General features: G+C 67.6%; 24 protein-coding genes. 10 read left to right on the plus strand and 14 right to left on the minus strand.

Annotated features, from left to right (window positions below):
- Positions 1-24: 24 nt before the first annotated feature.
- Positions 25-195 (plus strand): hypothetical protein, encoded by a 171-nt coding sequence (locus ACFPUZ_RS11690; protein ID WP_377002070.1) that lies wholly within the window; start codon positions 25-27, stop codon positions 193-195.
- A gap of 543 nt (positions 196-738) precedes the next feature.
- Here the strand turns inward: ACFPUZ_RS11690 and ACFPUZ_RS11695 are convergent.
- Entirely contained in the window at positions 739-1,530 is a 792-nt protein-coding gene (locus ACFPUZ_RS11695; protein ID WP_377002071.1) for a DUF6973 domain-containing protein, read from the minus strand.
- Positions 1,531-1,894: 364 nt separating this feature from the next.
- Between ACFPUZ_RS11695 and ACFPUZ_RS11700 the strand changes: the two genes are divergently transcribed.
- From ACFPUZ_RS11700 to ACFPUZ_RS11710, 3 genes are read left to right on the plus strand one after another with little or no spacing between them, the layout of a single operon-like run.
- Positions 1,895-2,059: a hypothetical protein gene (locus tag ACFPUZ_RS11700; RefSeq protein ID WP_377002072.1), complete on the plus strand. Its 165-nt coding sequence runs from the start codon at positions 1,895-1,897 to the stop codon at positions 2,057-2,059.
- A 5-nt stretch (positions 2,060-2,064) separates the two neighbouring features.
- A complete protein-coding gene (locus tag ACFPUZ_RS11705) occupies positions 2,065-2,715 on the plus strand; it encodes a response regulator (RefSeq protein WP_377002073.1) in 651 nt (216 codons plus the stop codon).
- Positions 2,715-2,945 carry a hypothetical protein gene (locus tag ACFPUZ_RS11710; protein ID WP_377002074.1) on the plus strand — a complete coding sequence of 77 codons (231 nt, stop codon included), beginning with the start codon at positions 2,715-2,717 and terminating at the stop codon, positions 2,943-2,945. Before ACFPUZ_RS11705 ends, ACFPUZ_RS11710 begins: the two co-directional genes overlap by 1 nt.
- A gap of 24 nt (positions 2,946-2,969) precedes the next feature.
- Here ACFPUZ_RS11710 and ACFPUZ_RS11715 read toward each other — a convergent pair whose 3' ends face one another.
- The 3 genes from ACFPUZ_RS11715 to ACFPUZ_RS11725 form a co-directional block, all read right to left on the minus strand.
- Positions 2,970-3,377, minus strand: a complete 408-nt coding sequence (locus ACFPUZ_RS11715; RefSeq protein WP_377002075.1) for a hypothetical protein — start codon at positions 3,375-3,377, stop codon at positions 2,970-2,972.
- 42 nt (positions 3,378-3,419) lie between these two features.
- A complete protein-coding gene (locus tag ACFPUZ_RS11720; protein ID WP_377002076.1) occupies positions 3,420-4,982 on the minus strand; it encodes an LGFP repeat-containing protein in 1,563 nt (520 codons plus the stop codon).
- Between the two features lie 163 nt (positions 4,983-5,145).
- The gene (locus tag ACFPUZ_RS11725; protein ID WP_377002077.1) at positions 5,146-5,553 is read right to left on the minus strand and encodes a hypothetical protein; all 408 of its coding nucleotides are present in this window, start codon (positions 5,551-5,553) and stop codon (positions 5,146-5,148) included.
- An 86-nt stretch (positions 5,554-5,639) separates the two neighbouring features.
- On the opposite strand from ACFPUZ_RS11725, the gene ACFPUZ_RS11730 reads away from it, so the two are divergent.
- Both ACFPUZ_RS11730 and ACFPUZ_RS11735 read left to right on the plus strand, forming a co-directional pair.
- Positions 5,640-6,302, plus strand: a complete 663-nt coding sequence (locus tag ACFPUZ_RS11730) for a hypothetical protein (RefSeq protein WP_377002078.1) — start codon at positions 5,640-5,642, stop codon at positions 6,300-6,302.
- A gap of 1 nt (position 6,303) precedes the next feature.
- Positions 6,304-7,839, plus strand: a complete 1,536-nt coding sequence (locus ACFPUZ_RS11735; protein WP_377002079.1) for a DNA polymerase Y family protein — start codon at positions 6,304-6,306, stop codon at positions 7,837-7,839.
- On the opposite strand, the gene ACFPUZ_RS11740 is transcribed toward ACFPUZ_RS11735, so the two are convergent.
- Positions 7,836-8,465, minus strand: coding sequence for an AMIN-like domain-containing (lipo)protein (locus tag ACFPUZ_RS11740; protein ID WP_377002080.1), 630 nt, complete (start codon positions 8,463-8,465; stop codon positions 7,836-7,838). The two genes, ACFPUZ_RS11735 and ACFPUZ_RS11740, sit on opposite strands and share 4 nt — an antisense overlap.
- 144 nt (positions 8,466-8,609) lie before the next feature.
- Here ACFPUZ_RS11740 and ACFPUZ_RS11745 point away from each other — a divergent pair, with 144 nt between their 5' ends.
- Positions 8,610-9,518 carry a sucrase ferredoxin gene (locus ACFPUZ_RS11745; RefSeq protein ID WP_377002081.1) on the plus strand — a complete coding sequence of 303 codons (909 nt, stop codon included), beginning with the start codon at positions 8,610-8,612 and terminating at the stop codon, positions 9,516-9,518.
- On the plus strand, positions 9,500-11,014 hold the full coding sequence (locus ACFPUZ_RS11750; protein WP_377002268.1) for a SulP family inorganic anion transporter: 1,515 nt from the start codon (positions 9,500-9,502) through the stop codon (positions 11,012-11,014). Before ACFPUZ_RS11745 ends, ACFPUZ_RS11750 begins: the two co-directional genes overlap by 19 nt.
- 78 nt (positions 11,015-11,092) lie before the next feature.
- Here the strand turns inward: ACFPUZ_RS11750 and ACFPUZ_RS11755 are convergent, their stop codons facing one another.
- The 4 genes from ACFPUZ_RS11755 to ACFPUZ_RS11770 form a co-directional block, all read right to left on the minus strand.
- Positions 11,093-11,866, minus strand: a complete 774-nt coding sequence (locus ACFPUZ_RS11755) for an HAD family hydrolase (protein ID WP_377002082.1) — start codon at positions 11,864-11,866, stop codon at positions 11,093-11,095.
- A 106-nt stretch (positions 11,867-11,972) separates the two neighbouring features.
- Positions 11,973-12,650: a methionine ABC transporter permease gene (locus tag ACFPUZ_RS11760; protein WP_377002084.1), complete on the minus strand. Its 678-nt coding sequence runs from the start codon at positions 12,648-12,650 to the stop codon at positions 11,973-11,975.
- Positions 12,647-13,714, minus strand: coding sequence for a methionine ABC transporter ATP-binding protein (locus tag ACFPUZ_RS11765; protein WP_377002269.1), 1,068 nt, complete (start codon positions 13,712-13,714; stop codon positions 12,647-12,649). Before ACFPUZ_RS11765 ends, ACFPUZ_RS11760 begins: the two co-directional genes overlap by 4 nt.
- An 87-nt stretch (positions 13,715-13,801) precedes the next feature.
- On the minus strand, positions 13,802-14,701 hold the full coding sequence (locus tag ACFPUZ_RS11770; protein ID WP_377002085.1) for a MetQ/NlpA family ABC transporter substrate-binding protein: 900 nt from the start codon (positions 14,699-14,701) through the stop codon (positions 13,802-13,804).
- 119 nt (positions 14,702-14,820) lie between these two features.
- Here ACFPUZ_RS11770 and ACFPUZ_RS11775 point away from each other — a divergent pair, with 119 nt between their 5' ends.
- Together ACFPUZ_RS11775 and ACFPUZ_RS11780 are read left to right on the plus strand one after the other, a co-directional pair.
- Entirely contained in the window at positions 14,821-17,952 is a 3,132-nt protein-coding gene (locus tag ACFPUZ_RS11775) for an error-prone DNA polymerase (RefSeq protein WP_377002086.1), read from the plus strand.
- A 37-nt stretch (positions 17,953-17,989) separates the two neighbouring features.
- On the plus strand, positions 17,990-18,520 hold the full coding sequence (locus ACFPUZ_RS11780; protein ID WP_377002087.1) for a hypothetical protein: 531 nt from the start codon (positions 17,990-17,992) through the stop codon (positions 18,518-18,520).
- 4 nt (positions 18,521-18,524) lie between these two features.
- On the opposite strand, the gene ACFPUZ_RS11785 is transcribed toward ACFPUZ_RS11780, so the two are convergent.
- From ACFPUZ_RS11785 to ACFPUZ_RS11805, 5 genes are read right to left on the minus strand one after another with little or no spacing between them, the layout of a single operon-like run.
- Entirely contained in the window at positions 18,525-18,731 is a 207-nt protein-coding gene (locus tag ACFPUZ_RS11785) for a hypothetical protein (protein ID WP_377002088.1), read from the minus strand.
- A gap of 5 nt (positions 18,732-18,736) precedes the next feature.
- A complete protein-coding gene (locus ACFPUZ_RS11790) occupies positions 18,737-19,582 on the minus strand; it encodes a metal ABC transporter permease (RefSeq protein ID WP_377002089.1) in 846 nt (281 codons plus the stop codon).
- On the minus strand, positions 19,579-20,475 hold the full coding sequence (locus tag ACFPUZ_RS11795) for a metal ABC transporter permease (protein ID WP_377002090.1): 897 nt from the start codon (positions 20,473-20,475) through the stop codon (positions 19,579-19,581). Before ACFPUZ_RS11795 ends, ACFPUZ_RS11790 begins: the two co-directional genes overlap by 4 nt.
- A complete protein-coding gene (locus ACFPUZ_RS11800; protein WP_377002092.1) occupies positions 20,472-21,188 on the minus strand; it encodes a metal ABC transporter ATP-binding protein in 717 nt (238 codons plus the stop codon). Before ACFPUZ_RS11800 ends, ACFPUZ_RS11795 begins: the two co-directional genes overlap by 4 nt.
- Positions 21,185-22,135, minus strand: coding sequence for a metal ABC transporter substrate-binding protein (locus ACFPUZ_RS11805; RefSeq protein ID WP_377002093.1), 951 nt, complete (start codon positions 22,133-22,135; stop codon positions 21,185-21,187). Before ACFPUZ_RS11805 ends, ACFPUZ_RS11800 begins: the two co-directional genes overlap by 4 nt.
- Positions 22,136-22,151 lie beyond the last annotated feature (16 nt).

Consider the following 22,151-nt stretch of genomic DNA (forward strand, 5'->3'; position numbering starts at 1 on the left):
AGTTCTTTTTTTGGCCGCGAGCTCGTGGCCGCGGCCATTATCGCGTCGCAGGCCGACCTGGCGTGGAACTGGGGGCTGCCAGGGTTCTTCGTGCTGGCCGCCATCTTTGCCCTCATGCACGCCGTCTACACCTGGGCGAACCGCAAGCCCAATATGTGGGGGCGCCGGGCGTGGGAGGTGGAGGAACGGTTGTAGGGGGTTGGCCAGCTTATGATAGAAACGCAGTGGCATCAGTGAGGGCGCGCTATATGTTCAATCGGATATCTCAGAAGCAGTCCACGCTTCCCCTACATTGCTCAAGGTGAAAGTAATAACGTCCGAGCTGCTGTGGAGGACCAAATTTTCCTCTAATGAAGGGGGGCACAGGTCCACCTCTTGCCGGGAAAATGCCACCCAACGAATCTCGCCCGCCTGGCTCCTTAGCAATAGTCGATTATAGCGATCCTGCATAGTCAAGGATGGGGTTGGTGGCTCAGCCACGTCCAAGCTGGTAGAGATCATCTCGTCGGTTGTATACGGGCATACCACGGCGTATTCCTCCCACGAGGGTCCATACAAATCGGAAATATCGACCAGGGTGGTTGCGGGAAAAGAGTCCGTCTCTTCTGCCACAGTTTTCAAATGTAGGGTAAGTGGGTCCCTATGTAGCATGGCGCACGAGGGGAGTAGCGATAGGGTAATGAGAATGCCGATCGATGAGTTGCGCAATTTCGAAGCTGCTCGGATGCTCATCCTGTCCTAACTTAAGGTTGACAGAATGCCAACACTTGCCCACAGTGCGCACTGGTCACCTGCAGCTGATTCGTTACCTCCCGTAGAGTATCCCGAACCAATAAGGCGTCCTTGGGCATTGTTGAAGTAGTCCATGGAGTTTTCTTCTGGAGAGCCGGAGCCCATCAACTCGTGATTCGTGGCAACCCGTTCTGCCCCCCACGCACCAATTCTCATCACCATGTAGGCGTTCCAGTCGCAATGGCGATAGGCGTCGCCCTTTCCATTGTGAAGGGAATTGCTTCCAGGAAACCGAATTTCAGCTTCGTCACTTGCCTTCGAGGCCGCATTTGCGGCAATCACACATGACGTTGCATCGACTAGCGATGTGCAAGTCATCATTTCCAATGCGTTCATGACAATCCTGTAATTTCCCGAAAACGGCACAATCTGCTTAGTGACTTTAGGGCCCTCACCTCGCTTGGCTGCAGCGATGACTGCAAGCTGCACGTTTGTGGGTAGTGCGTCAAAGTATACGTACGGGTCTGGGGACTTATCCATGGCGTCGATTTCTTTGCGGACTGCCTGAATATCAGCTTCTGAAATATTGGAAGTGTCAATTAGCGGCTCGGGGTCGAAGTTGATGGCTGTTTCAGGTAGTGGTTCCAGCGCGATGCTGGGCAGGGTGTGCTGCTCCGTGGCATGGGTGGTACGGACGAGGTCGTGGTGGGCGGCCAGTTCCGCGTCAGTGATGCCGCCGATGCTGTCGACTACGGGGGCGATGGTGCGTTCAGCCTGGGCGGTAGCTACCGCTGGCATGCCCCCCCGATCATGATGAGGACCGCGGTGCTGGCGGCGATGCGTTTCAGGGGTGCCACGTGGGTCTCCTTATGGGTTGATGGTGACACCTGTAACCTTAAACGTGCAGTGGGAAGCGTGCAGGAGAATCTATGTATGAGGGTCTTTGCCGGGGGTGTTTGCTAGGTGTATACCAGCGGTGGATTCTAGGGGTCGTTGCAGCAGTGGGTGTTAAGCGGTGATGCTACCGACTTCTTTGAATGCGGCTGCCATTACTTCGGCTGATGTGAGCCAGTCGAGTGTTGTGCGTGGTCAGTGAGGGGCGTGCGAAGACTGCTTTCCGGTTGCATGATTCGGAGTTGCAGGCGCTGGCGTTGATTCAGGGGTGGGAGCTGCGGTCGAGACCGCGTATGGCGAGGCGGAGGACCGCCACGGCATCCGCGACTCTATCGAAGGCCGCATGCAGCGCATCGGCGGCACGGCGCGTACCCGTTCTACGCTGGGGGAGGGCACCGAGGTCACCGTGAGCTACCGACTCCCGGTATCCTGAACCGCATGGTGAAGGTGTTCCTCGTCGACGATCATTCCGTCTTCCGCTCCGGCGTCCGCGCCGAACTCTCCGGCCAGGTGGACATCGTCGGCGACGCCGGGACCGTCGCTGAGGCGATTGCGGGTATCGACGCCGCGCGCCCCGACGTCGTGCTTCTCGACGTCCACATGCCCGATGGCGGCGGCCTCGCCGTCCTCCGCGGCGTCTCCGCGGAGACCGTGTTCCTGGCGCTGAGTGTGTCGGATGCCGCCGAGGACGTCATCTCCCTCATCCGTGCCGGTGCTCGCGGCTATGTGACGAAGAACATCTCCGGTGAAGAGCTGGCCGAGGCCATTAAGCGAGTCCACTCGGGCGACGCCTACTTCTCCCCCCGCCTGGCCGGCTTCGTCCTCGACGCCTTCGCTGGCGGTGAGATCGTGGAGGACACGGAGGAGGAGCCGAAGAAGATCGAGGACCCGGTGGTGGACGCCCTCACCCGCCGCGAACTGGAGGTCCTGCGCCTGTTGGCGCGTGGGTACACCTACCGGGAGATCGGTTCCGAGCTGTTCATCTCTGTCAAGACGGTGGAGACTCACGCCTCCAACATCCTGCGCAAGACTCAGCAGTCCAACCGCCACGCGCTCACCCGCTGGGCACACTCGAGGGATCTCGACTGATGGCGCGCGAGCCGAGGACCTACGAGTTCTCCTTCGGGCGGGTCTTGCTCGCCGCGGCGGTGTTCACCGCCATTGTCGCGTGGCAGGCCGACCTCTCCTGGAATTGGTGGCTGCCCGCGTTCTTCGTGCTGGCCGCCATCTTCGCCCTCATGCACGCCTTCTACAACTGGGCGAACCGCAAGCTCAATGCGATGGGACGCCGGGCGCGCGAGGTGGAGGACCAGTTGTAGGGGGTTTTGGTCAGTACTTCGATGCTAGATACCTGGGGGTATGTGGCTTTTCAGGAACTCGTCCAGTTCGGGGCTCATCCAGCCGACAGGCAAAGTCCATAAGTGGACAAGATCACTGCTTAAGGACTTCCGGTGTTCAATCAGTGCTGAACGGGCCGATGCTTCGCTGACAGTGGCGGTGAGCAGGTTCTGGCCGGGAAACGCAAAGGCTATTTTTCCAGGTACTGGATTTGAGGTGATGAATACGAGGTGGACGTGATCGCCGACTTGTAGCTGCTCCGAATCGCTACCTTCTATTGTGAGGTCTTCTTGTATCAGGTAGTAATCCGTAAGGCCCGGGTGTTGGAGAAAGTGTGTGATTGAACTCGGATCGACTATCAGTCCCACGCAACACTCGAATGAAGTGTCTTTTTCCTCCAGGTAAACGAGCATGGGCGAGTATGTCACGATGGCCTCGAGTTGTCTCGTTGCACTTTAGGTCCGATCTATTGTGCAGAATAGGAATGTCATTTCGGGATTGGAGCGCCCGTAGTAGTTTTTACCTTCATGTCGGACATGGAAATAGGAGGAGCCCCAGAATAGATTTGGCCGTGCACCACTGCAGCTAGCTTCAATGTTGGTTTGAACGACCGGGCTGGACCGATTGAAAGACTGCTTGGCGTAAGCTGCCTGATCCCAACGGCCAAGGCGGTCGTAGTAGATCCATCCATATCCTGTCGCCTCGGTGGGGCCGCTAGAAAATGCGCAGTTTAGTACCGGTTTGAATCCGATTTTTGGCGGCTTCACGCCGGTGTTGTCGCTTTTTGTCCTTTTGTGAAGATTGGATGAATAGGTTTCGCACGGGACTGAGCTTTCATTGCTCCGTTGCAAGGTTTTATTATTCGTGAGTATCGGCTGCTGGTTTTCAAAATATTTGCGGGCCTCCTCGAGGGTATTAAAGGGAAGGAATTCGATGATTTTGAAGATTGGGTCCGGATAGAGATTTGCTGCGATTTCTCCCCTCTCGAACCGCTGGTTTGCCATTTTTTCTGAATATTTTTCGGGATCGCATAGTGGGTACCCGAAGGTCCCCATTTCCCCTCCATCTTCCAGCCAAACGGTGTGTATTTCTCCCGGAATCGGGTGTGCTCCGTGGTGTGGGTGCCAGTAGATGGAGCCGTGTTGGAAGATGCTGAAGCGTCCGATGCCGTCGGGGGTTTTGGCTTCGTCGGCGATGGGGAATCCGAGGTCGCTGTTGGGTCCGCCGAGGCTGAGCCATTTATCGAGGATCAGGCCGTTGATGCTGGCGACTTGGGGGCCGTGGGCAAGGGGGGTGCGGTAGATGCGTCCGCCTTGGAAGATTTGGACCCAGCCGTTGAGTTCTCCGTCGGCTGGGGTGGTGCCCGTTACGGGGACTTCACCTCCGAGGGGGTAGCCGAGCCAGCCTTGTTCCCATCCGTTGCGGGCCCACACGACTGCGCTGCGGGTGGTGACGGCATGGGCGCCGGTGGTGGGGTGCCAGTAGATGAATCCGTTGTGGAAGCGTTGGCGGTAGCCCTGTCCGTCGGGGTTGAGGTGCATCGGCTCGATGGGGTGCATGAGCCAGCCGAATTGTCCGCCGAGTGCTTCGTAGCGGGCGAGGATCGCGCCGCAGACCTGGTGGGGTGAGAACAGGAAGGTCCTGCAGTAGGTGGAGGTCGGGGCCATCGCCATGCTGTCGAGAGTGCCGAGTGTCTCGAGGCTGTCGATACTGGGCGGGGTGTCCTGCTCTACGGCGATGGCGATCTCAGCGGCGTCGGCATCCGTCTTGTCCACCCCAGCTGGCAGGCCGACGGTATCGGACCACATCTGGCCCGGAACCAGCTCGGTTTCGGGGTCCCCGACTGCCTGGGTGGCGCGAACCATCTCGTGATAGGCGGCCAACTCTGAGTCGCTGATACCGCCTACACCGTCGACCACCGGGGTGACATCGGGGTCCTGCTGGAATTCGGCGACGTAAGAGTCGATGTCCTCAGGGGTGATGGTGCGCTCAGCCTGGGCGGTGGCTACCGCTGGCACGACTCCCCCCGATCATGATGAGGGCCGCGGTGGAGGCGGCGATGCGTTTTAGGGGTGTCACGTGGGTCTCCTTATGGGTTGTTGGTGACACCTGTGACCTTAAATGTGCGACGGGAAGCGTTCAGGGGAATCTATGTATGAGGGTGTTTGTCGGGGGTGTTTGCTAGGCGTAGGCCAGCGCCCGGGTGCCGTCGATGTGGGGAAAGATGAGGTACATCCACCCGAACACGGCCGCGCCGACGAGCACCGTGCCCCACACGGGCAGGGGTGCGAACACGGGCACGATCATGAGCGCCAGCCACACGAGGAACAGGGGCAGCAGCTGCCCGATCTGCGGTTTGTTCACCGCGTTGTGGCGCTCGAGGAACTCCTTGATTTCGCGCCGGTAGGGGTGGCTGAACATGAGCAGCAGTCCGACGGCGATCGCCGCGATCATGACGCCGACCTGCACCCCGCGGCTCAGTCCCGTCGAGAGCACGGCCACGCCGACGGCGATGAGCGCTGAGGTGCCCATGCGGACGAGCGGCGGGGTCGGAATAGGGGTCTGGCGCGTGCGGAAATCGGAGTACATGGAGGTCAACGCTACCAGTTGACGGATCCTGCGCCCGGGAGCATACTGGAGCCGTGAATCAAACAGGTGTTCGGAAATTGCGGGAGGTGGACGACCTCGCGGGCCTCAGCCGGGCGGAGCAGGTCGAGCTCCTGCGTTCCCGGATGGGGGCGCTCGGCGGTGATGTCCCGCAGCCGGTCGTCGATAAGCCTGAGGTCATCGCCACCCCCTCTGACCTCGCCCGGGCCCTGCCCGGCGGGGGGCTGGCGCGCCGCGCGGTGACGCAGGTGGCGGACTGTCCGGTGCTCATCGTCGAACTCATCGCCCAGGCTACCGCAGGGGGCGGACACGTCGGCCTGGTGGGGTGGCCGGAACTCTCGCTCGCTGGTGTGGTCGATAACGGGCGCCTGGAGAACATCATCGCGGTGCCCGATCCCGGTGTGGATCCCCTCGGGATCATCGGGGTGCTCGTCGAGGGGCTCGACCTGGTGGTCGCGCGCTGGGCCGTGCCGCTGGAGCTTTCGCCCGTGCGCGCCCGACCGCTGCTGGGCAAGCTGCGCGGTGGCGCCGCGGCGCTGGTTCTCGTCGGGGCGAGCGTGCCCTCCCCGCACGCACGGATCGACGCCGAGGTGACCACCTTCCGCGGCATCGGTAGGGGCTCCGGCCGAATCCGGGGCGTCGACATCGCCGTGCGGGTGGAGGCGAAGGGACAGGCGAGTGCCTCGACGACCGTGACGGTGGGCAGGCGGGCCGAACTGAGGGTGGTGTGACATGCGCGTCGCCGCCCTGTGGTTCCCGGACTGGCCGGTGCAGGCGGCGCGTATCGACGCCGAAGGCCTGCCCGCCACCCTCGCCATCGCCCGTCAGCACCGTATCCGCGTGTGCTCGGCAGCCGCCCGCCACGCCGGGGTGCGCCGTGACATGCGGGTGCGCCAGGCGCAGGCCGTGTGTCCCGACCTGGTCGTCCTCGACGAGGACCTCGACCGCGACGGGCGGATGTTCGAGTCCATCGCCGCCGGCCTCGACGACGTCGCCTCCTCCATCGAGGTCCTGCGCCCCGGCCTGGTCGTCGTCGACGCCGGGGCCGCGGGCCGCTTCCACGGCTCGGAGGCCCGCGCCGTGGAGATGCTCATCGACGCCGCCGCGCGCCGCGGCATCGACGCCCAGGTCGGGGTCGCCGACGAGATCGCCACCGCCCTTATCGCCTCCCGCGTCGGGGCGGGGCAGGTGATCCCGGAGGGGGGCTCTCGAACCTTCCTCGACGTCCAACCCGTCACCCTGCTCGCCGCCGAGTCCTCCCTGCACTGTGAGCAGGCGCTGGTGGATTCGTTGGGGGACCTCGGCGTGCGCACCCTCGGGGAGCTGGCCGCCCTGCCCGCCACGGCCGTGACCACGCGTTTCGGGGCGGCCGGGGAACGCTGCCACCGCATCGCCCGCGCCGCCGCCGACCGCCGCGTCGCCCCCGACCTGCCGGCCGCCGACCTCTCGGTGGCGGTCACCCCGGAGGACCCCATCGACCGGGTCGACGCCGCCGCCTTCGCCGCCCGCCAGCTCGCCGCCACCCTCCACGAGCGGCTGCGCACCGCCGGGCTGAGCTGCCTGCGGCTGCGCGTGCTGGCGGAACTGGCCGACGGCACCCGCCTGGAACGGATCTGGCGTACCCGCGAACCCCTCACGGAGTCCGCCACGGCGGACCGCGTGCGCTGGCAGCTCGACGGCTGGCTCACCTCCGGCGGGGCCGGGGCCATCGCCACCCTCCTCCTCGAGCCGCTGGAATCCGCCCCGCCGGATGTCGTCGGTGCCCTCTGGGGGGAGCGGAACGACACCACCGCCGTGCGCCGCGTCGCCAGCCGCGTCCAGTCGACCCTCGGCATCGACAAGGTGCTCACCCCCCGGCTCGTCGGCGGGCGGGGAGTGGCGGAGCGGATTGATTTCGTGCCCTACGGGGAGGAGGGGGGCGTCGATAAGCAGGGGACCTGGCCGGGAAGAATTCCCGGGCCCCTGCCGGCTCGCCTGACGCACCCGGCCACGCGGATCCGGCTGCTCGACCGGCAGGCCCGTGACGTGGTGGTTACCGCGGAGGCCCTGCTCAGCGGCGCCCCCGTCGCCCTCGGCTGGGGGCAGCACCGCTACCGGGTGGCGGCGTGGGCCGGGCCCTGGCCCGTGGACACCGGATGGTGGGGGCCGGAGGCGCAGAAGGTGGCCCGCCTGCAGGTCGTCGGGCAGGCCGAGAACGAACAACACCCCCGCGCCTGGCTGCTGCTGTGGCTGAGCGGGGGTGGCTGGCGGATCGAGGCCAGTTATTAACGGTGCCGGATGTCGATGACCAGGCGATGCGGATCGTGGAGGACCTCCACCGAATACGGCAGTTTCTCCTTCATGCCGATGGCGAACTGGGAGCGCCCCTCGAACGTGCCCACCGACACCACCTCGGTGAGGTTGCCGGCCCCCGCGACCGTGCCGATGTGCGGGTCCTCGCGGCCCAGCTCAAAGGGGTAGGTGGTGCCGTCGATGTTGACGTTGAGGAACACCGAGCCCTTGACCTCCACCGGGTTGCCGGAGCCCTGCTGCTTCGGGGTCGTGGTGTAGTCGACGAACCAGCCCGGCTCGCCGTCCCCGACGAGATCGAAGTCGACCCGGTCGAAACCGTCATGGGCGGCCACGCGGACGGACTCCACCATGAGCATCGCCGGGGCATCCGGGCGGGCCGTCTTCTGTGCGACATCCGCGGCGCCGGTTGCGGTGGTGTCATTGCCGCCGAGGGTCGCGGCCGTGAGGGTCTCCATGAGGGAACGGTCCCCGTCCGCGTTGCGGTTCTCCTGGCCGACGCCCGTGCCGCAGGCCGCCAAGCCCAAAGCCCCCGCCGCCAGAACGGCGGCGAGGGAGGTGCGGCGTGGTGAGCTCTTGCGAAGCGGCCCCGGGGTGTCAGTCATAGCAATTACCGTAGTCACAGGAGGTGCAGACTATGAACTCAGAAAGTGGGTCGGCGGGGGATCGTGAACAAATCGTTGTAAAGAGACCCTAAGTGTCGCCGGGCGAGCGCTGGGGCCTGTGGTACACATCGCTAGGCTGGGTGCATGACTGATGCCGCCGCCCTCCGTTGCTCCGATGTCACCGGTGAACCGCTGCCCGGCTCCGCGAAGCAGGAACGCGTCTACGTCATCCTCGAATGGCCCCACGGCTGGAGCCGCGACATCCTCGACGGCGGCGTCTTCGGCGAGGACCTCACCGCCCGCCTGAAGGAGAAACTGGGCGCCGACGCCGGGCTGCAGCTCATCCGCCACCCCGGCCGCGACGGCCGCCACGTCACCAGCCACCACCTCTACCTCGTCTTCGCGGAGCACGCCCGCACCGAACTCCTCCTGGTCGACGGGCCCGAGGCCATCCTCGACCTCGACCTCAGCGGCCCGGGCCGCAACCGCGCCGAGCGTATCGACGCCCCCCTCATCCTCGTCTGCACCCACGGCAAACGCGACGTGTGCTGCGCCCTCAAGGGACGCCCCCTGGCGGCGGCGCTCTCCGAGCGGCACCCCGGCAGCGTCGTGTGGGAGACCTCGCACACCAAGGGCCACCGCTTCGCCCCGTCGATCCTCCTCATGCCCTGGGGCTACAGCTACGGACGCCTCAACGAACAGGCCGGGGACGCCCTGGTGCGCGCCGCCCTGCGCGGCGAGTACTTCTACCCCGGCAACCGCGGCCGCGGACTGCACGGCCCCCGCGGGCAGGTGGCGGAACTGGCGGTGGCGCGCGAGCTGCTCACCGCCGGGGAGTCCCTGTTCTTCGGCGAACTGGCGGTGCTCGAGGATTCCGCGGACGGGGTGGTTGTCGTCCACGCCGACGGCCGCTCCTGGCACGTCGCGCTCGAGCAGCGTGACGTCGAGGGAGTCATTTCCTCCTGCGGCGACGCCCCCAAGACAGGCCGGGTGTGGGTGGCCACCGACATCCGGCCCGACCAGGCCGGGCTGGGCTGGGACGAAAGAGAGTAACCGTGTCCCATCCCGTTGCGGTAGCGGCGCCGACCGGCGTCGTGGCCTCCTTCCGTTATGCCTTTAGTTCTCCCGCCCGCCTGCGCACCGAGGTCCTCGGCGGGCTGGTCGTGGCACTCGCGCTCATCCCGGAGGCGATCGCGTTCTCCATCCTCGCCGGGGTCGACCCGCGCGTCGGTCTCTTCGCCTCGGTGACCATGGCCGTGACCATCGCCTTCACCGGCGGCCGTCCCGCGATGATCTCCGCCGCCACCGGGGCGGTGGCCCTGGTCATCGCCCCGGTCATGCGGGATCACGGCTACGACTATTTCATCGCCACGGTGCTGCTGGCCGGGGTCATCCAGATCGCGATGGCCGCCCTCGGCGTCGCGAAGCTCATGCGCTTCATTCCGCGCTCGGTGATGACCGGTTTCGTCAACGCCCTGGGCATCCTCGTGTTCCTGGCGCAGCTCACGCACCTGTGGGACGTGCCGTGGCTGGTGTACCCGCTGTTCGCGCTGGGTATCGGCATCATGCTCGGGGTGCCGCGGATCACCGCTGTGGTGCCCGCCCCCCTGGTGACCATCGTCGTGGTCACCGGGCTCGTCGTGCTGGCCGGCTGGACCGTGCCCGATGTCGCCGACCAGGGCGAGCTGCCCAGCTCCCTGCCGGAACTCTTCCTCCCCGCCGTGCCGCTCACACCGGAGACCCTGCGGATCATCGCCCCCTACGCCTTCGCCATGGCGCTGGTCGGGCTCATGGAATCCCTCATGACGGCCAAACTCGTCGACGACCTCACCGACGTCCACTCCGACAAGACCCGGGAGAGCTGGGGACAGGGCGTGGCCAACCTCGTCACCGGGGCCTTCGGCGGGATGGGAGGGTGCGCCATGATCGGCCAGACCATGATCAACGTCCGCGAGGCCGGCGCCCGCACACGCTTATCGACGCTGCTCTCCGGCGTGTTCCTCCTGGTGTTCGTCGTCGCCCTCGGGGACATCGTGGGACTCATCCCCATGGCCGCGCTCGTGGCGATCATGGTCCTGGTGGCCCTGGGCACCATCGACTGGCACTCCCTCCACCCCCGCACCCTGCGGCTCATGCCGCGCAGCGAGACCCTGGTCATGCTCGTCACCGTCGGCGCGACGCTGGGCACGCACAACCTCGCCGTCGGCGTCATCGGCGGGGTGCTCACGGCGATGGTCATGTTCGCCCGCCGGGTGGCGCACATGGTGGAGATCGACACGGTCCGGGACGGTGAGGTCGCCATTTACCGTGTCACCGGCCAGCTGTTCTGGGCCTCGTCCAACGACCTCGTCTACCGCTTCGACTACTCCGACACCGCCCGTCGCATCGTCATCGACCTCTCCGGGGCCGAGGTCTGGGACGCCTCCACCGTGGCCACCCTCGACGCTGTCCAGCAGAAGTTCCGGGCGCGCGGCCGGGAGGTCGAGATCATCGGCCTCGACGGGCAGAGCAAGGAGCGGCTCGACCGGCTCTCCGGCCGACTGGGCTGAGACCCGGGAGGATCACTCCGTCACCACCCCGACAGCTCCGTCCGGGAGGGCTTTCCGGAGTGATGCTCCCTGCTGCCTTCAGGTGAGGCGGCGCAGCGTCGGGGCGACGGACTCGAGGACCTCGTCCGCAGCGTCCATGACCTCATCCGGGGACCAGCCGAAGGCGTAGGAACGGTCGGCGACGGCGTGCAGGGCCAGGTCGTTCCAGGAATCGCCGAAGGTGTAGAGACGAACCTCCTCGCGGCTGAGCCCCAGGTGGGAGATCACCTCCGCGATGCCCGTCGCCTTGTCGACCCCCGCCGGGACGATGTCGAGGAAGGTGCGGTTGATGTGCACCGCCACGTCGGGGCAGGCGGCCAGGATCTCCTCCCGCAGCTGCCGCTGCCGGGCCTGATCGTCCGGGACCCACACGGGGATGCAGGCGACGTCGTGTTCGTCCAGTTCGGAGATGTCGATCCGCTCCCACTCACGCAGGATCGTCCCGCCGAGGCGGGCGGGCTGCTCCGAGAGAAGCACGTCCGGGCCGTGGAGGGTGGTGGCGTAGACGGCGACGCTGGGGTCGCCGAGCAGAGGGGTGAGAATGTCCCGCAGGCTGTCGGTGGGCACCGTCCGGGAGGACAGGTAGGCGCCGGAGCGGTCGGCGACGGCGGCGCCGGTGAACACCACCGAGTAGTCGAAGACCAGGTCGTAGGGTTCCAGCGCGTGGCGCAGAGCGCTGAGGGACTTGCCGGTGGCGGCCACGGCCAGATGCCCGGCGTCCTGCCAGGCGCGGAGGGCGGCGATGTCGTCTGCGGCAATGCCGTCGGGGAACAGGAGGGTCCCGTCAATGTCGAAGGCGGCGATCTTCTTCATACCCCGAGCGTATCCGCGTTGTGGCGTACCCGTATGTGGATCGGGGACTTCCGCGAACTGGGGGAAGAGGATCGCCGCCCGCACAGAGGGGTACGGGGCAACGCACCTACCGGCGCATGATCCGCCGCGAGAGCCAGTTGCCCAGGAGCTGGGCGATCTGCACGATGATGACGATGACGATGACCGCCGCGTACGTCACCTCCAGGTCGTAGGCCCGGTAGCCGTAGACGATGGCGAAGTCACCCAGCCCGCCGCCGCCGATGTAGCCGGCCATGGCGGACATGTCGACCACGGCGATGAAGATGAAGGTGTAGCCGAGGACCAGCGGGCCGAGCGCCTCGGGGATGATCACCGTGCGGATGATCCGCCACGGGCTGGCCCCCATGGCGCGGGCGGCCTCGATGACCCCGGGGTCGATGGCCACCAGGTTCTGCTCCACGATGCGGGCCACCGCGAAGGCCGCGGCGATGCACATGATGAAGATCGCCGCCGAGCGGCCGATGGTCGTGCCGATGACCTGCAGCGTCACGGGCGCCAGCATGGCGATGAGGATGATGAAGGGGATGGGGCGGATGAAGTTGACCAGGATGTTGAGCACCCAGTAGATCGGCTTCGACTGCAGGATACCCCCGGCGCGGGAGGTGTAGAGCAGCAGGCCGATGAGCAGTCCGCCGAGACCGCCGAGCACCATGGTGAGTGCGACCATGACGAGGGTGTCGCCGATGGCGTCGACGAAGGTGCCGCCGAGGCGGTTCCAGTCGGCTGCGAGGTAGGTGGTGGTCATCGGGTGATCTCCTCGATGTCGGTGGTGCGCGAGAGCGTGTCCCGGAACTTGTCGATCGCCGCGTCCGGGCCGGTGAGCCGGACCGTCATCTTGCCGAAGGACTGGCGCTGGAGCGTGGTCACACCGCCGTGGACGATGCTGATGCCCAGGCCGTCCTCGCGGGCGGTGGCGGCGGCGGTGAAGAAGCCGGAGTCCTCGGTGAGGTCGATGGTGAACAGACGCCCGTCGTGGGCGAGCAGGTCCTCCGCCTCGACGAGGTCGGGGGTGTTGCGCAGCGAGGTGGACACGAAGCGCTGGGCCACCTTGGTCTGCGGGGCGGAGAACACCTCGTAGACGCTGCCGTACTCGACGACCTTGCCGGCCTCCATGACGGCGACCTTGTCGGCGATGGCGCGGACCACGTCCATCTCGTGGGTGATGACGACGATGGTGATCCCCAGCTCGCGGTTGATCTCCCGGAGGAGGTCGAGGACATCGTGGGTGGTCTCCGGGTCGAGCGCGGAGGTGGCCTCGTCGGCGAGCAGCAGCCGCGGGTTGGTGGCCAGGGCGCGGGCGATGCCAACGCGCTGCTTCTGGCCGCCGGAGAGCTGCTCCGGGTAGTTGGATCCCTTGTCGCCCAGGCCGACGAAGTCGAGCAGCTCCGCCACCCGCTTCTTGCGTTCCGCCCGGGGCATGCCCGCCAGTTCCAGGGGGTAGGCGATGTTGCCGGCGGCGGTGCGGGAGTGGAAGAGGTTGAACTGCTGGAAGATCATGCCGATGCCCCGGCGGATCGAGCGCAGCTTGGACTCGGGGAGACCGACGACGTCGGTGCCGTCGAGAAGCAGCTGGCCGGAGGAGGTGGAGTCCAGGCCGTTGATGAGGCGGACGAGGGTCGACTTGCCGGCGCCGGAGTAGCCGATGACGCCGAGGATCTCCCCGGGCTCGACGGTGAGGGTGACGCCGTCGACGGCGCGGGTCTCGGTCTTCTTCTGGTTGGTGAAGACCTTGGTCACATCGCGGAATTCGATGCGCGTACCGGTACGCGGCCGGGTGGGGGGTGCGGACACTGTTTCGGTCACGGGGATCGTAGGGCCGTTCTGGGAGGGGATGGGACGGACAAATGCGTCACCCCGCCGCGGGCAGGCGACGGGGTGTGCATGATGCTGGGTATCTTACTGCTCGCCGGCTTCGAGGCGCTTCATGATCTCGAGGAGATCCTCACGCGGGCGCTCGACGGTGACGGCGGTGTTGCCGGAGGACTCCATGATGGCGGCGGTGACGGCCGGGTCCTTCCAGATCTCGGCGAGACGGTTGAGGGTCTCGTCGTCAGCCTTCTCCGGGGTGGTGGCCCAGATGTTGATGTAGGGCTCGGCCTGCTCGTTGTCCGGGTTGTCCTGGAAGATCGAGTCGAGCGGGTCGATGCCGGCGCGCTCCAGGAAGGAGTTGTTGATGACGGCCGGGCGGCCCTCGTGGAAGACGGTGGTGGTCTGCGCGGCGTCGACGGCGATGACCTTGACCTTGGAGGCGTCGGTGTCGATGTCGGCGGGGGCCGGGTCGAGCAGGCCCTCCTCACGCAGGGTGACCAGGCCGGCCTGGACGAGGACGTTGATGGCACGGCCCTGGTTGGTGGCGTCGTTGGGGATCGCGACCTCTTCGCCCTCGATGCCGTCGAGGCTGTCGTGGCCCTGCCAGAACAGTGCCAGCGGGTAGATCTCGGTGGAGGCGTAGGGGACGAGATCCTCGCCGGCGCCCTTGTTGTAGGAGGCGAGGAACTTGAGGTGCTGGAACTTGTTGACGTCGATCTGGCCCTGCGCGAGAGCGTCGTTCGGGGTGTTGTAGTCGGAGAACGGGACGATCTCGATGTCGATGCCCTCCTCCTTCACCAGGTCGGCGAAGACGTCCCACTCCTTGAGGTTGGCGTCGGTGGTGCCGATACGGACGGTCTCGGTGCTGGCGGCGGCGGTGGTGGTGCCGTCGGCGGAGGTGTCAGCGGAGTCGTTGCCGCAGGCGACGAGGCCCACGGAGGCGATGGCGGCGGCTGCGGCGCCGGCGAGGATGCGACGGAAAGTCATGGTGTTGTCCTTACTGTTGATCTGCTGGTTGAGAAACCTAGCACCAGGTGTACCGCTCTGTCTAGCCGGTGCCGTGGAATGTTTGGCACATCTGTTCTATTAGTGCTACAGTACGGGCCATGAGATTCAATGGCGGGGCACCTCTCAACTGGTCGCGGCTGGAGCGCATCCTCTCCGGCCGCCCCGGTCCCGCGCCCGTCCCCGTTGACCATCAGCAGGAGGGGGTGTCCCGGCCCGCCCGGGCCGACCCGCCCGCCGTCGAATTCGCGGAACTCCACGCGGTGAGCTCCTACAGTTTCCTCGGCGGGGCGAGCGATCCGGAGTCCCTCGTCGAGCGTGCCGTGGAGCTCGGTCTGAGCGCATTGGCGCTGGTGGATCGGGACGGATTCTACGGTGCCGTGAAGTTCGCGGAGGCCGCCGCCGCGGCCGACCTGCCCACGGTCTTCGGGGCGGAGCTCACCCTGGGGGAGCGGGTCCTGCCGGTCCTGGCGCGGGGGCCGGAGGGGTACCGGCGCCTCTCCCACCTCATGACGCAGGCGCACATGGTCACCGGCGTGAAGGGGGAGGTGGCCTATCCGCCGGTGGGGGAGATCGCGGCGCTCCTGGGCGGTCACTGCGTGGCGTTGCTGGGGCATGAGTGGGCGGGGGATATCGCGCACATGGTCGATGTTTTCGGGACGGACGATCTGGTGCTCGAGTACGCGGTGACCATGACGCCGGAGGACGCGGATCATCATGAGAAACTTGATGAGTGTAGACGGCACGGTCTACGGGCGGTCGCCACGGCGCTGCCGGCCGCCGCCACCCGGGAGCAGGCCCGCCTGGCGGGGGCGAAGCGGGCGCTGGCCAGGCGGCTCTCCCTGGGAGCGGCGGAAGCGGACCTGCACCCCATGGGCGCACCCTGGCTGCGCTCCGGGGAGCAGATGGCGGGGCTGCTGCCGGAGCGGCCGGAACTCCTCGCCGCCGCGGTGGACCTGGCCCGCGAGTGCGCCTTCACCCTCGACCTCGTGGCGCCGGAGCTGCCGGATTTCCCCACCCCGGAGGGGCACACGGAGATGACGTGGCTGGCGGAGGAGACGCGGGGGCGGGCGCGGCGTCGGTACGCGAGTCGGCCCGATGAGATCCGGGCGCGGGCCGCGGCGCAGATCGAGCACGAGCTGGGTGTCATCGAGGGGCTCAACTTCCCGGGCTACTTCCTCATCGTCATGGACCTGGTCGATTTCTGCCGGGAGAACAACATCCTCTGCCAGGGGAGGGGATCGGCGGCGAACTCGGCGGTGTGTTTCGCGCTGGGCATCACCAATGCGGAGCCGATCTCCGCGGGCCTGCTCTTCGAACGTTTCCTCTCCCCGGACCGGGACGGCCCGCCGGACATCGACATCGACATCGAGTCCGGGCGCCGGGAGGAGGTCATCCAGTACGTCTTCGACAGGCACGGCCGGGACAAGGCGGCGCAGGTGGCCAATGTCATCACCTACCGCCGGAAGGGCGCGCTGCGCGATGCCGCCCGGGCGCTGGGACACCCGCAGGGGGCGGCGGACGCCTGGTCGAAGGGCACCGCCGAGCCGCCCCGGGCGGTGCAGGAGCTCGCCGCCGAGTTCCGGGGCCAGCCCCGGCACCTGGGCATCCACTCCGGCGGCATGGTCATCTGCGACCGCCCCATCGCCGATGTGGTGCCCGTCGAATGGGCGCGCATGGAGGGCCGTTCCGTCGTGCAGTGGGACAAGGACGACTGCGCCTCTGCCGGGCTGGTGAAATTCGACCTCCTCGGACTCGGCATGCTCGAGGCACTGCACCACATGATCGATCTCGTCGAGGAGCAGCACGGCGAGCGCATCAACCTGTGGGAGCTCGACCTGGCGGACCCGGGGGTCTACGACATGCTGTGCCGCGCCGACGCGGTCGGGGTGTTCCAGGTGGAGTCCCGCGCGCAGCTGTCCACCCTCCCGCGCCTGCGCCCGCGGTGCTTCTTCGACCTCGTCGTCGAGGTGGCGCTCATCCGCCCCGGGCCCATCCAGGGCGGTTCCGTGCACCCCTACCTGCGGCGCCGGGCCGGGAAGGAGGAGATCACCTACGATCACCCGGTCCTGGAGAAGTCCCTGGGCAAGACGCTGGGCATCCCGCTGTTCCAGGAGCAGCTCATGCAGATCGCCGTCGACGCCGCCGGTTTCTCCGGCGCGGAGGCCGATGCGCTGCGTCGGGCGATGGGGTCGAAGCGTTCCCCGGCGCGGATGGCGGCGCTCAAGGAACGCTTCTTCCGGGGGGTGTGGGAGACCAACGCCATCCCGCCCGAGATCGCCGAGAAGCTGTGGAACAAGATCGTCGCGTTCGCCGCCTACGGTTTCCCGGAGTCCCATTCGCAGTCCTTTGCCTCGCTGGTGTACTTCTCCGCCTGGTTCAAGCACCACTATCCGGCGGAGTTCTGCGTCGGCCTGCTGCGTGCCCAGCCGATGGGCTTCTACTCCCCGCAGTCGCTCATCCAGGATGCGCGCCGCCACGGGGTGGAGATCCTGCCGGTGGATGTGCAGGAGTCCGGGGCGCAGGCCCGGGTCGTCGCCGGGCGCATCCGCGTCGGCCTCAACCTGGTCAAGGGCCTGGGGTCGGAGGCCGCCGCCCGCGTCGAGGCGGCCGCCCCCTTCACCGGTATCCCCGACCTGGCGCGCCGGGCGGATCTCAGCGTCGCGCACGTCGAGGCCCTGGCCCGCGCCGGGGCGCTGGAGTGTTTCGGGGTGGATCGTCGGCAGGCGTTGTGGCAGGCGGGGGTGGCCGCCACCGAGCAGGCGGGGATGCTGCCGGGGCTCTCCGCCATCGCGGCGCCGGCCCTGCCCGGCATGAACGCCTTCGAGCTCATGGCCGCCGACATCGCCGCCACCGGGGTGACCCCCGATCGGCAGCCGGTGGAGATGCTGCGTGCCTCGCTTATCGACGCCGGGGTGGTCACCGCCGCCGACCTCCGTACGGTGCCGGACGGCACACGCGTGCGCGTGGCCGGGGTGGTCACCCACCGGCAACGCCCGCAGACCGCCTCGGGGCTGACGTTCCTGGGGATGGAGGATGAGACGGGGCTGGCCAACGTCATGGTCTCCGTCGGCCTGTGGGCCCGGCAGCGGGTGGTGGCGCGCACCGCCCGGGCCCTGGTGGTGCGGGGAATCGTGCAGAATGCGTCCGGGGCGGTGACCGTCGTCGCCGATCATCTCGAGCCGTTGGTGGCGGGGGAGTGGCTGAGCCGGGGGTCGCGGGACTTCCACTGACGTACTCATCGGATGTGTGCGGCCTACAATCGGAATCATGAGCACTACGCAGGGGACACTGGACCAGATCGCCGCCGACATCGCCGGTGCCGACACCGTGGAGGACGTGCGGGCGGCGCTCATCCGGGAGTGCGCGCTCTCCGATGCCGAGGCGCAGCGGCTCGTCGGCGTCCAGGCCGATCACCTGTCCACCGAGCTGTTCCCCGCCGGGGTGCTGCCCACCGGTGAGGTCTACGACCAGCAGCGTTATGAAAACTGGCTCACCCGCGAACTGCGCACCACCTTCGGCGCGGCCGTGGAGAAGGTGGAGGAGGACGTGGCGGGTTTCCTCCGGGTGGTGTTCGGGCGTGGTGATGAGCCCTCCGCGGAGTTCAACGCCGCCATCTTCCTCGGGGCGAAGAAGCGGGTGGCGCAGGAGGTGTCGTCGGTGGCCGTGGGCTATTTCTGCCGCGACGGTATCGCGCACCTGAAGAAGTACGGCGCGCAGTGGCGCGAGCACCCCTTCACCTCGCCGGGGTGGTCGCAGGTGGGCAGCTACGAGGTCAACCGGGACGACGAAGGGCTCTGAGGGGTCAGAGCCAGCGGTCGCGGATCATCTCGAAGGCGGCGAGCAGCGTGGCGGCGGCGAGGGTGCCGGCCAGCCACACGCCGAGGAAGAAGAGGATGTCCATGAGGTCCAGCGGCATCTCGCGGGTGAGCAGCGTGGACGCGAAGGCGATGAGGACCGCGATGGTCGCGCCGGTGGGGAGCTTGGACTGGAGGTACTCGAGGGCGATCACACCGGTCAGCGTAGCCGGTGGCGGCGGGTACCCAGCAGCACGGTGAGGAACATCGCGCCGTACACCGTCGCCATGGCCGCGGAGGTGGCGGTGTCCGTGGCGAAGGCTATCCAGAAGCCGGCGCCCGCGCCGAGCAGGGCGAAGAGCAGCGTCCACGCGAGGAAGGGGGCCAGGCGGGTGGCCAGCAGCTGGGCGGTGGCCGCCGGGGTGACCAGCAGCGCGATGACGAGCAGCGCGCCCGCGGCATGGAAGGCGGCGGTCACGGTGAGAGACACGGTGAACATGAACGCCAGGCCCAGCCAGCGCACGGGGATGCCCAGCAGGCGGGCGTGGACGGGGTCGAAGGTGGCGGCGGTGAGCCGGGGGAACACCGCCGCGAGGAAGGCCGCGTTGAGGGCCAGGATGGCGAGCATGACGTAGAGGTAACTGGGCCCGAGGTCGAGGCCGCCGAAGGTGAGCCGGTCGAAGGAGGCGAGGTTGAGGTCGCCGACGAGGACGGTGTGGGTGTCCAGGTGGATGTGGGAGAGGCGGGCGGTGACGAGGATGATGCCCACCGCGAACAGCGCCGGGAAGACAAGTCCCTGCGGGGCGTCCCCGGCGACCAGCCCGGTGGCCGCGAACCACTCCGCGCCGAGCACGACGAGCAGTCCGGCAAGCGCGGCGCCCAGGATAAGCCACGGCGAGCGCAGGTCATGGGTGAACAGGTAGCCGACGACGATGCCGGGGAAGACGGCGTGGGAGATGCCGTCGACGATCATGGAACTGCGGCGCGGCACGATGAAGACGCCGGGGAGGGCGCACGCGAGCGCGGTGACGAGGGCGAGGAGGAAGGTGCCGAGGATGAAGGTCATGGGGATACCGGGGTCAGGGGGCGTCGATAAGCACGGGGCACGACGCCGCGGGGGGACAGGAGGAGGGAGATGACGAGGACGGCGAAGAGGACGAGGACGATGACGGGGCCGGTGGGCACGGGACCGAAGACGATGGAGAGGTAGGAGCCCAGTGCCGCGCCCGCCGCGCCGAGCACCCCGGACAGCGCCACCATGGACGACAGGGTGCGGGTCCACTGGCGGGCCGCGGCGGGCGGGGTGATGACGAAGGCCACCATGAGCACCAGGCCCACCGCCTTGAGGCCGATGACGGTGGCCACCGTGACGGCGAGGAACACGAGCGGATCGAGGATCCGGGGGTGAAAACCGAGCAGTCCGGCGAGGTCGCGGTCGAAGGTGGACAGGGCGAATTCCTTCCAGCAGGCGATGACCACCGCCACCGTCGCCGCGCCCACCGCGAGGGAGACCGCCAGGTCGGCGCGGGTGATGGTGGAGGCGTTGCCGAAGAGATAGTCCTGGATGCCGCCCTTGCCGGGCAGCGGGCTGCGCTGGATGTACTGCATGAGGAGCATGCCCAGGCCGAAGAGGCTGGACAGGACGACGGCCATGGCGGTGTCGATGGCGACCCGGGTTGACCGGGTGAGTGCGTTGGCGGCGAGGACCGCCGCCGTGCCCGCGACGGTGGCGCCGAACAGGAGACCGGGGAGGGCGCGGGCGTCGAGACCCGCGGCGCCCAGGAGCAGGAACGCGAGCAGGGTGCCGGGCAGGGCGGCGTGGGAGATGACGTCGCTGATGAGCGACTGTCGACGCAAGTAGACGAAGGATCCCAGGGCGCCGGCGATCCCGCCGATGACGGAGGTCCCGGCGGTGACCATGGTGAAGGTGTGGTCGGCGAAGAACTCGGCGGGGCTCATCGGGGCAGTCCGTAGGCGCGGGCGATGGAGGCCTCGGTGAAGTGCTCGGCCGTCTCGCCGCTGGCGACCACCCCGCCCTCGCTGAGCAGGGTGACGTGGTCGCAGTAGCGGGTGACGGTGGCCAGATCGTGGTGGACGAGGATGATGGTGCGCCCCTGCCGGCGCAGCTCGTGGAGCACCTCGACGATGGCCTGCTGGGAGACGGCGTCGACGCCCTGGAAGGGTTCGTCCATGACGAACAGGTCCGGCTCCTGCGCCAGGGTGCGGGCGAGGAAGACGCGCTGGCGCTGCCCGCCGGAGAGCTGGCCGATCTGGCGGGCGGCGAGATCGCTGATGCCGGTGGACTCCAGTGCCGCGGCGGCGGTGGCGCGTTCGCTCCGGCCCGGGCGGCGCAGCCAGCCGAGGCGGCCGTAGGTGCCCATGAGCACGACATCCGCGACGGTGGTGGGGAAATCCCAGTCGACGGCGGTGTGCTGCGGCATGTAGCCCACGCGGTGGCGCACCCGCGGGAGGGGTTGGCCGAAGAAGCGGGCCGCGCCTGCGGCGAGGGTGACCAGCCCGAGCATGGCCTTGAGCAGCGTGGACTTGCCGGAGCCGTTGGGGCCGACCACGCCCATGACCACCCCCTGGGGCACCTGCAGGGAGACGTCCCGGAGGACCGGGTTCCCCTGGTAGGCGACGCTGAGCCCCCGGGCTTCGGCGGCGGGGATCACGACAGGGCCTTCGCGACGGCGGCGACATTGTGCTCGAAGGCCCCCAGGTAGGTGTCCACCGGGGCGGCCGGGCCGAGTGAATCGGCGAAGAGTTCCGCATCCGAGACCGAGACGTCCCAGCCGCGGGCGTGGACCGCCTCCTGGAGGGAGGTGATGGCCTGGGGATTGGCCTGGTTGTCGCGGAAGATGACGGGCACCCGGTGCTCGGCGATGTAGTCGGCCAGCTCGCTGAGCTCGGTGGGGGACAGTGCGGCCTCGGTGGAGATGTAGTCGGTGGCCAGGACCTCCAGGTCGAAGGTCTGCCCGAAGTAGGCGAAGGCGTCGTGGCCGGTGATGAGGATGCGCGGAGCGGTGATGCCCGCCAGGGTGTCGTGGGCGCGGGCGGCGCTCTGCTCGATCTGCGCGCGGTACGCGGCGGCATTCGCGCGGTAGGTCTCGGCACCGGCGGGGTCGTGGGCGGAGAGGGCGGCGGCGATGTCGTCGATGACCAGGCTCCACGCCGTGGGGCTGTTCCACACGTGCGGGTCGTGGAGCGGGTTGCCCGCGGCGTCGGTCTCGTCCCAGGGCAGCAGCACCTGCGCGGGCAGGTGCTCGGCGACCGCCCGGTGCGCATCCCCGAGGGATGCCAGCTGGGACTCCATCTGGGCCTCGAGGTGGAGCCCGGTGGAGAACACCAGGTCAGCCGAACGCAGCTTCTCGACGTCCCGCGTCGTCGGCTGGTAGGTGTGCGGATCGCCGCCCGGCCCGACCATGGTGGTCACGTCGGCCGCGGGGGCGATCGTGGTGACGGCGTCGGCGAGGTAGCCGGTGGTGGCGTAGATGCGCAGGGTGCCGTCAGCGTCGGTAGGGGAGGGCGCGGCGGTGCAGGAGGCGAGGGCGGGCGGGAGGAGGACAGCGAGGGCGGCGAGGGCGGCGAGGGCGGCGAGAAGACGCCGGGGAGACGACATGAATCGGTGCTTTCTG

Origin of the sequence: Corynebacterium nasicanis, assembly GCF_042658165.1 — a bacterium.
GTDB classification, from domain to species: domain Bacteria; phylum Actinomycetota; class Actinomycetes; order Mycobacteriales; family Mycobacteriaceae; genus Corynebacterium; species Corynebacterium nasicanis.

Excerpts from the sequence above, each read along its gene's own strand:
- ACFPUZ_RS11710 (WP_377002074.1), top strand. The coding sequence starts at position 2,715 with ATGGCGCGCGAGCCGAGGACCTACGAGTTCTCCTTCGGGCGGGTCTTG.
- ACFPUZ_RS11740 (WP_377002080.1), bottom strand. The coding sequence starts at position 8,465 with ATGACTGACACCCCGGGGCCGCTTCGCAAGAGCTCACCACGCCGCACC.
- ACFPUZ_RS11695 (WP_377002071.1), bottom strand. The coding sequence starts at position 1,530 with ATGCCAGCGGTAGCTACCGCCCAGGCTGAACGCACCATCGCCCCCGTA.
- ACFPUZ_RS11795 (WP_377002090.1), bottom strand. The coding sequence starts at position 20,475 with ATGAGCCCCGCCGAGTTCTTCGCCGACCACACCTTCACCATGGTCACC.
- ACFPUZ_RS11745 (WP_377002081.1), top strand. The coding sequence starts at position 8,610 with ATGACTGATGCCGCCGCCCTCCGTTGCTCCGATGTCACCGGTGAACCG.
- ACFPUZ_RS11725 (WP_377002077.1), bottom strand. The coding sequence starts at position 5,553 with ATGTACTCCGATTTCCGCACGCGCCAGACCCCTATTCCGACCCCGCCG.
- ACFPUZ_RS11780 (WP_377002087.1), top strand. The coding sequence starts at position 17,990 with ATGAGCACTACGCAGGGGACACTGGACCAGATCGCCGCCGACATCGCC.
- ACFPUZ_RS11705 (WP_377002073.1), top strand. The coding sequence starts at position 2,065 with ATGGTGAAGGTGTTCCTCGTCGACGATCATTCCGTCTTCCGCTCCGGC.
- ACFPUZ_RS11735 (WP_377002079.1), top strand. The coding sequence starts at position 6,304 with ATGCGCGTCGCCGCCCTGTGGTTCCCGGACTGGCCGGTGCAGGCGGCG.
- ACFPUZ_RS11805 (WP_377002093.1), bottom strand. The coding sequence starts at position 22,135 with ATGTCGTCTCCCCGGCGTCTTCTCGCCGCCCTCGCCGCCCTCGCCGCC.
- ACFPUZ_RS11790 (WP_377002089.1), bottom strand. The coding sequence starts at position 19,582 with ATGACCTTCATCCTCGGCACCTTCCTCCTCGCCCTCGTCACCGCGCTC.
- ACFPUZ_RS11760 (WP_377002084.1), bottom strand. The coding sequence starts at position 12,650 with ATGACCACCACCTACCTCGCAGCCGACTGGAACCGCCTCGGCGGCACC.
- ACFPUZ_RS11770 (WP_377002085.1), bottom strand. The coding sequence starts at position 14,701 with ATGACTTTCCGTCGCATCCTCGCCGGCGCCGCAGCCGCCGCCATCGCC.
- ACFPUZ_RS11715 (WP_377002075.1), bottom strand. The coding sequence starts at position 3,377 with ATGCTCGTTTACCTGGAGGAAAAAGACACTTCATTCGAGTGTTGCGTG.
- ACFPUZ_RS11775 (WP_377002086.1), top strand. The coding sequence starts at position 14,821 with ATGAGATTCAATGGCGGGGCACCTCTCAACTGGTCGCGGCTGGAGCGC.
- ACFPUZ_RS11755 (WP_377002082.1), bottom strand. The coding sequence starts at position 11,866 with ATGAAGAAGATCGCCGCCTTCGACATTGACGGGACCCTCCTGTTCCCC.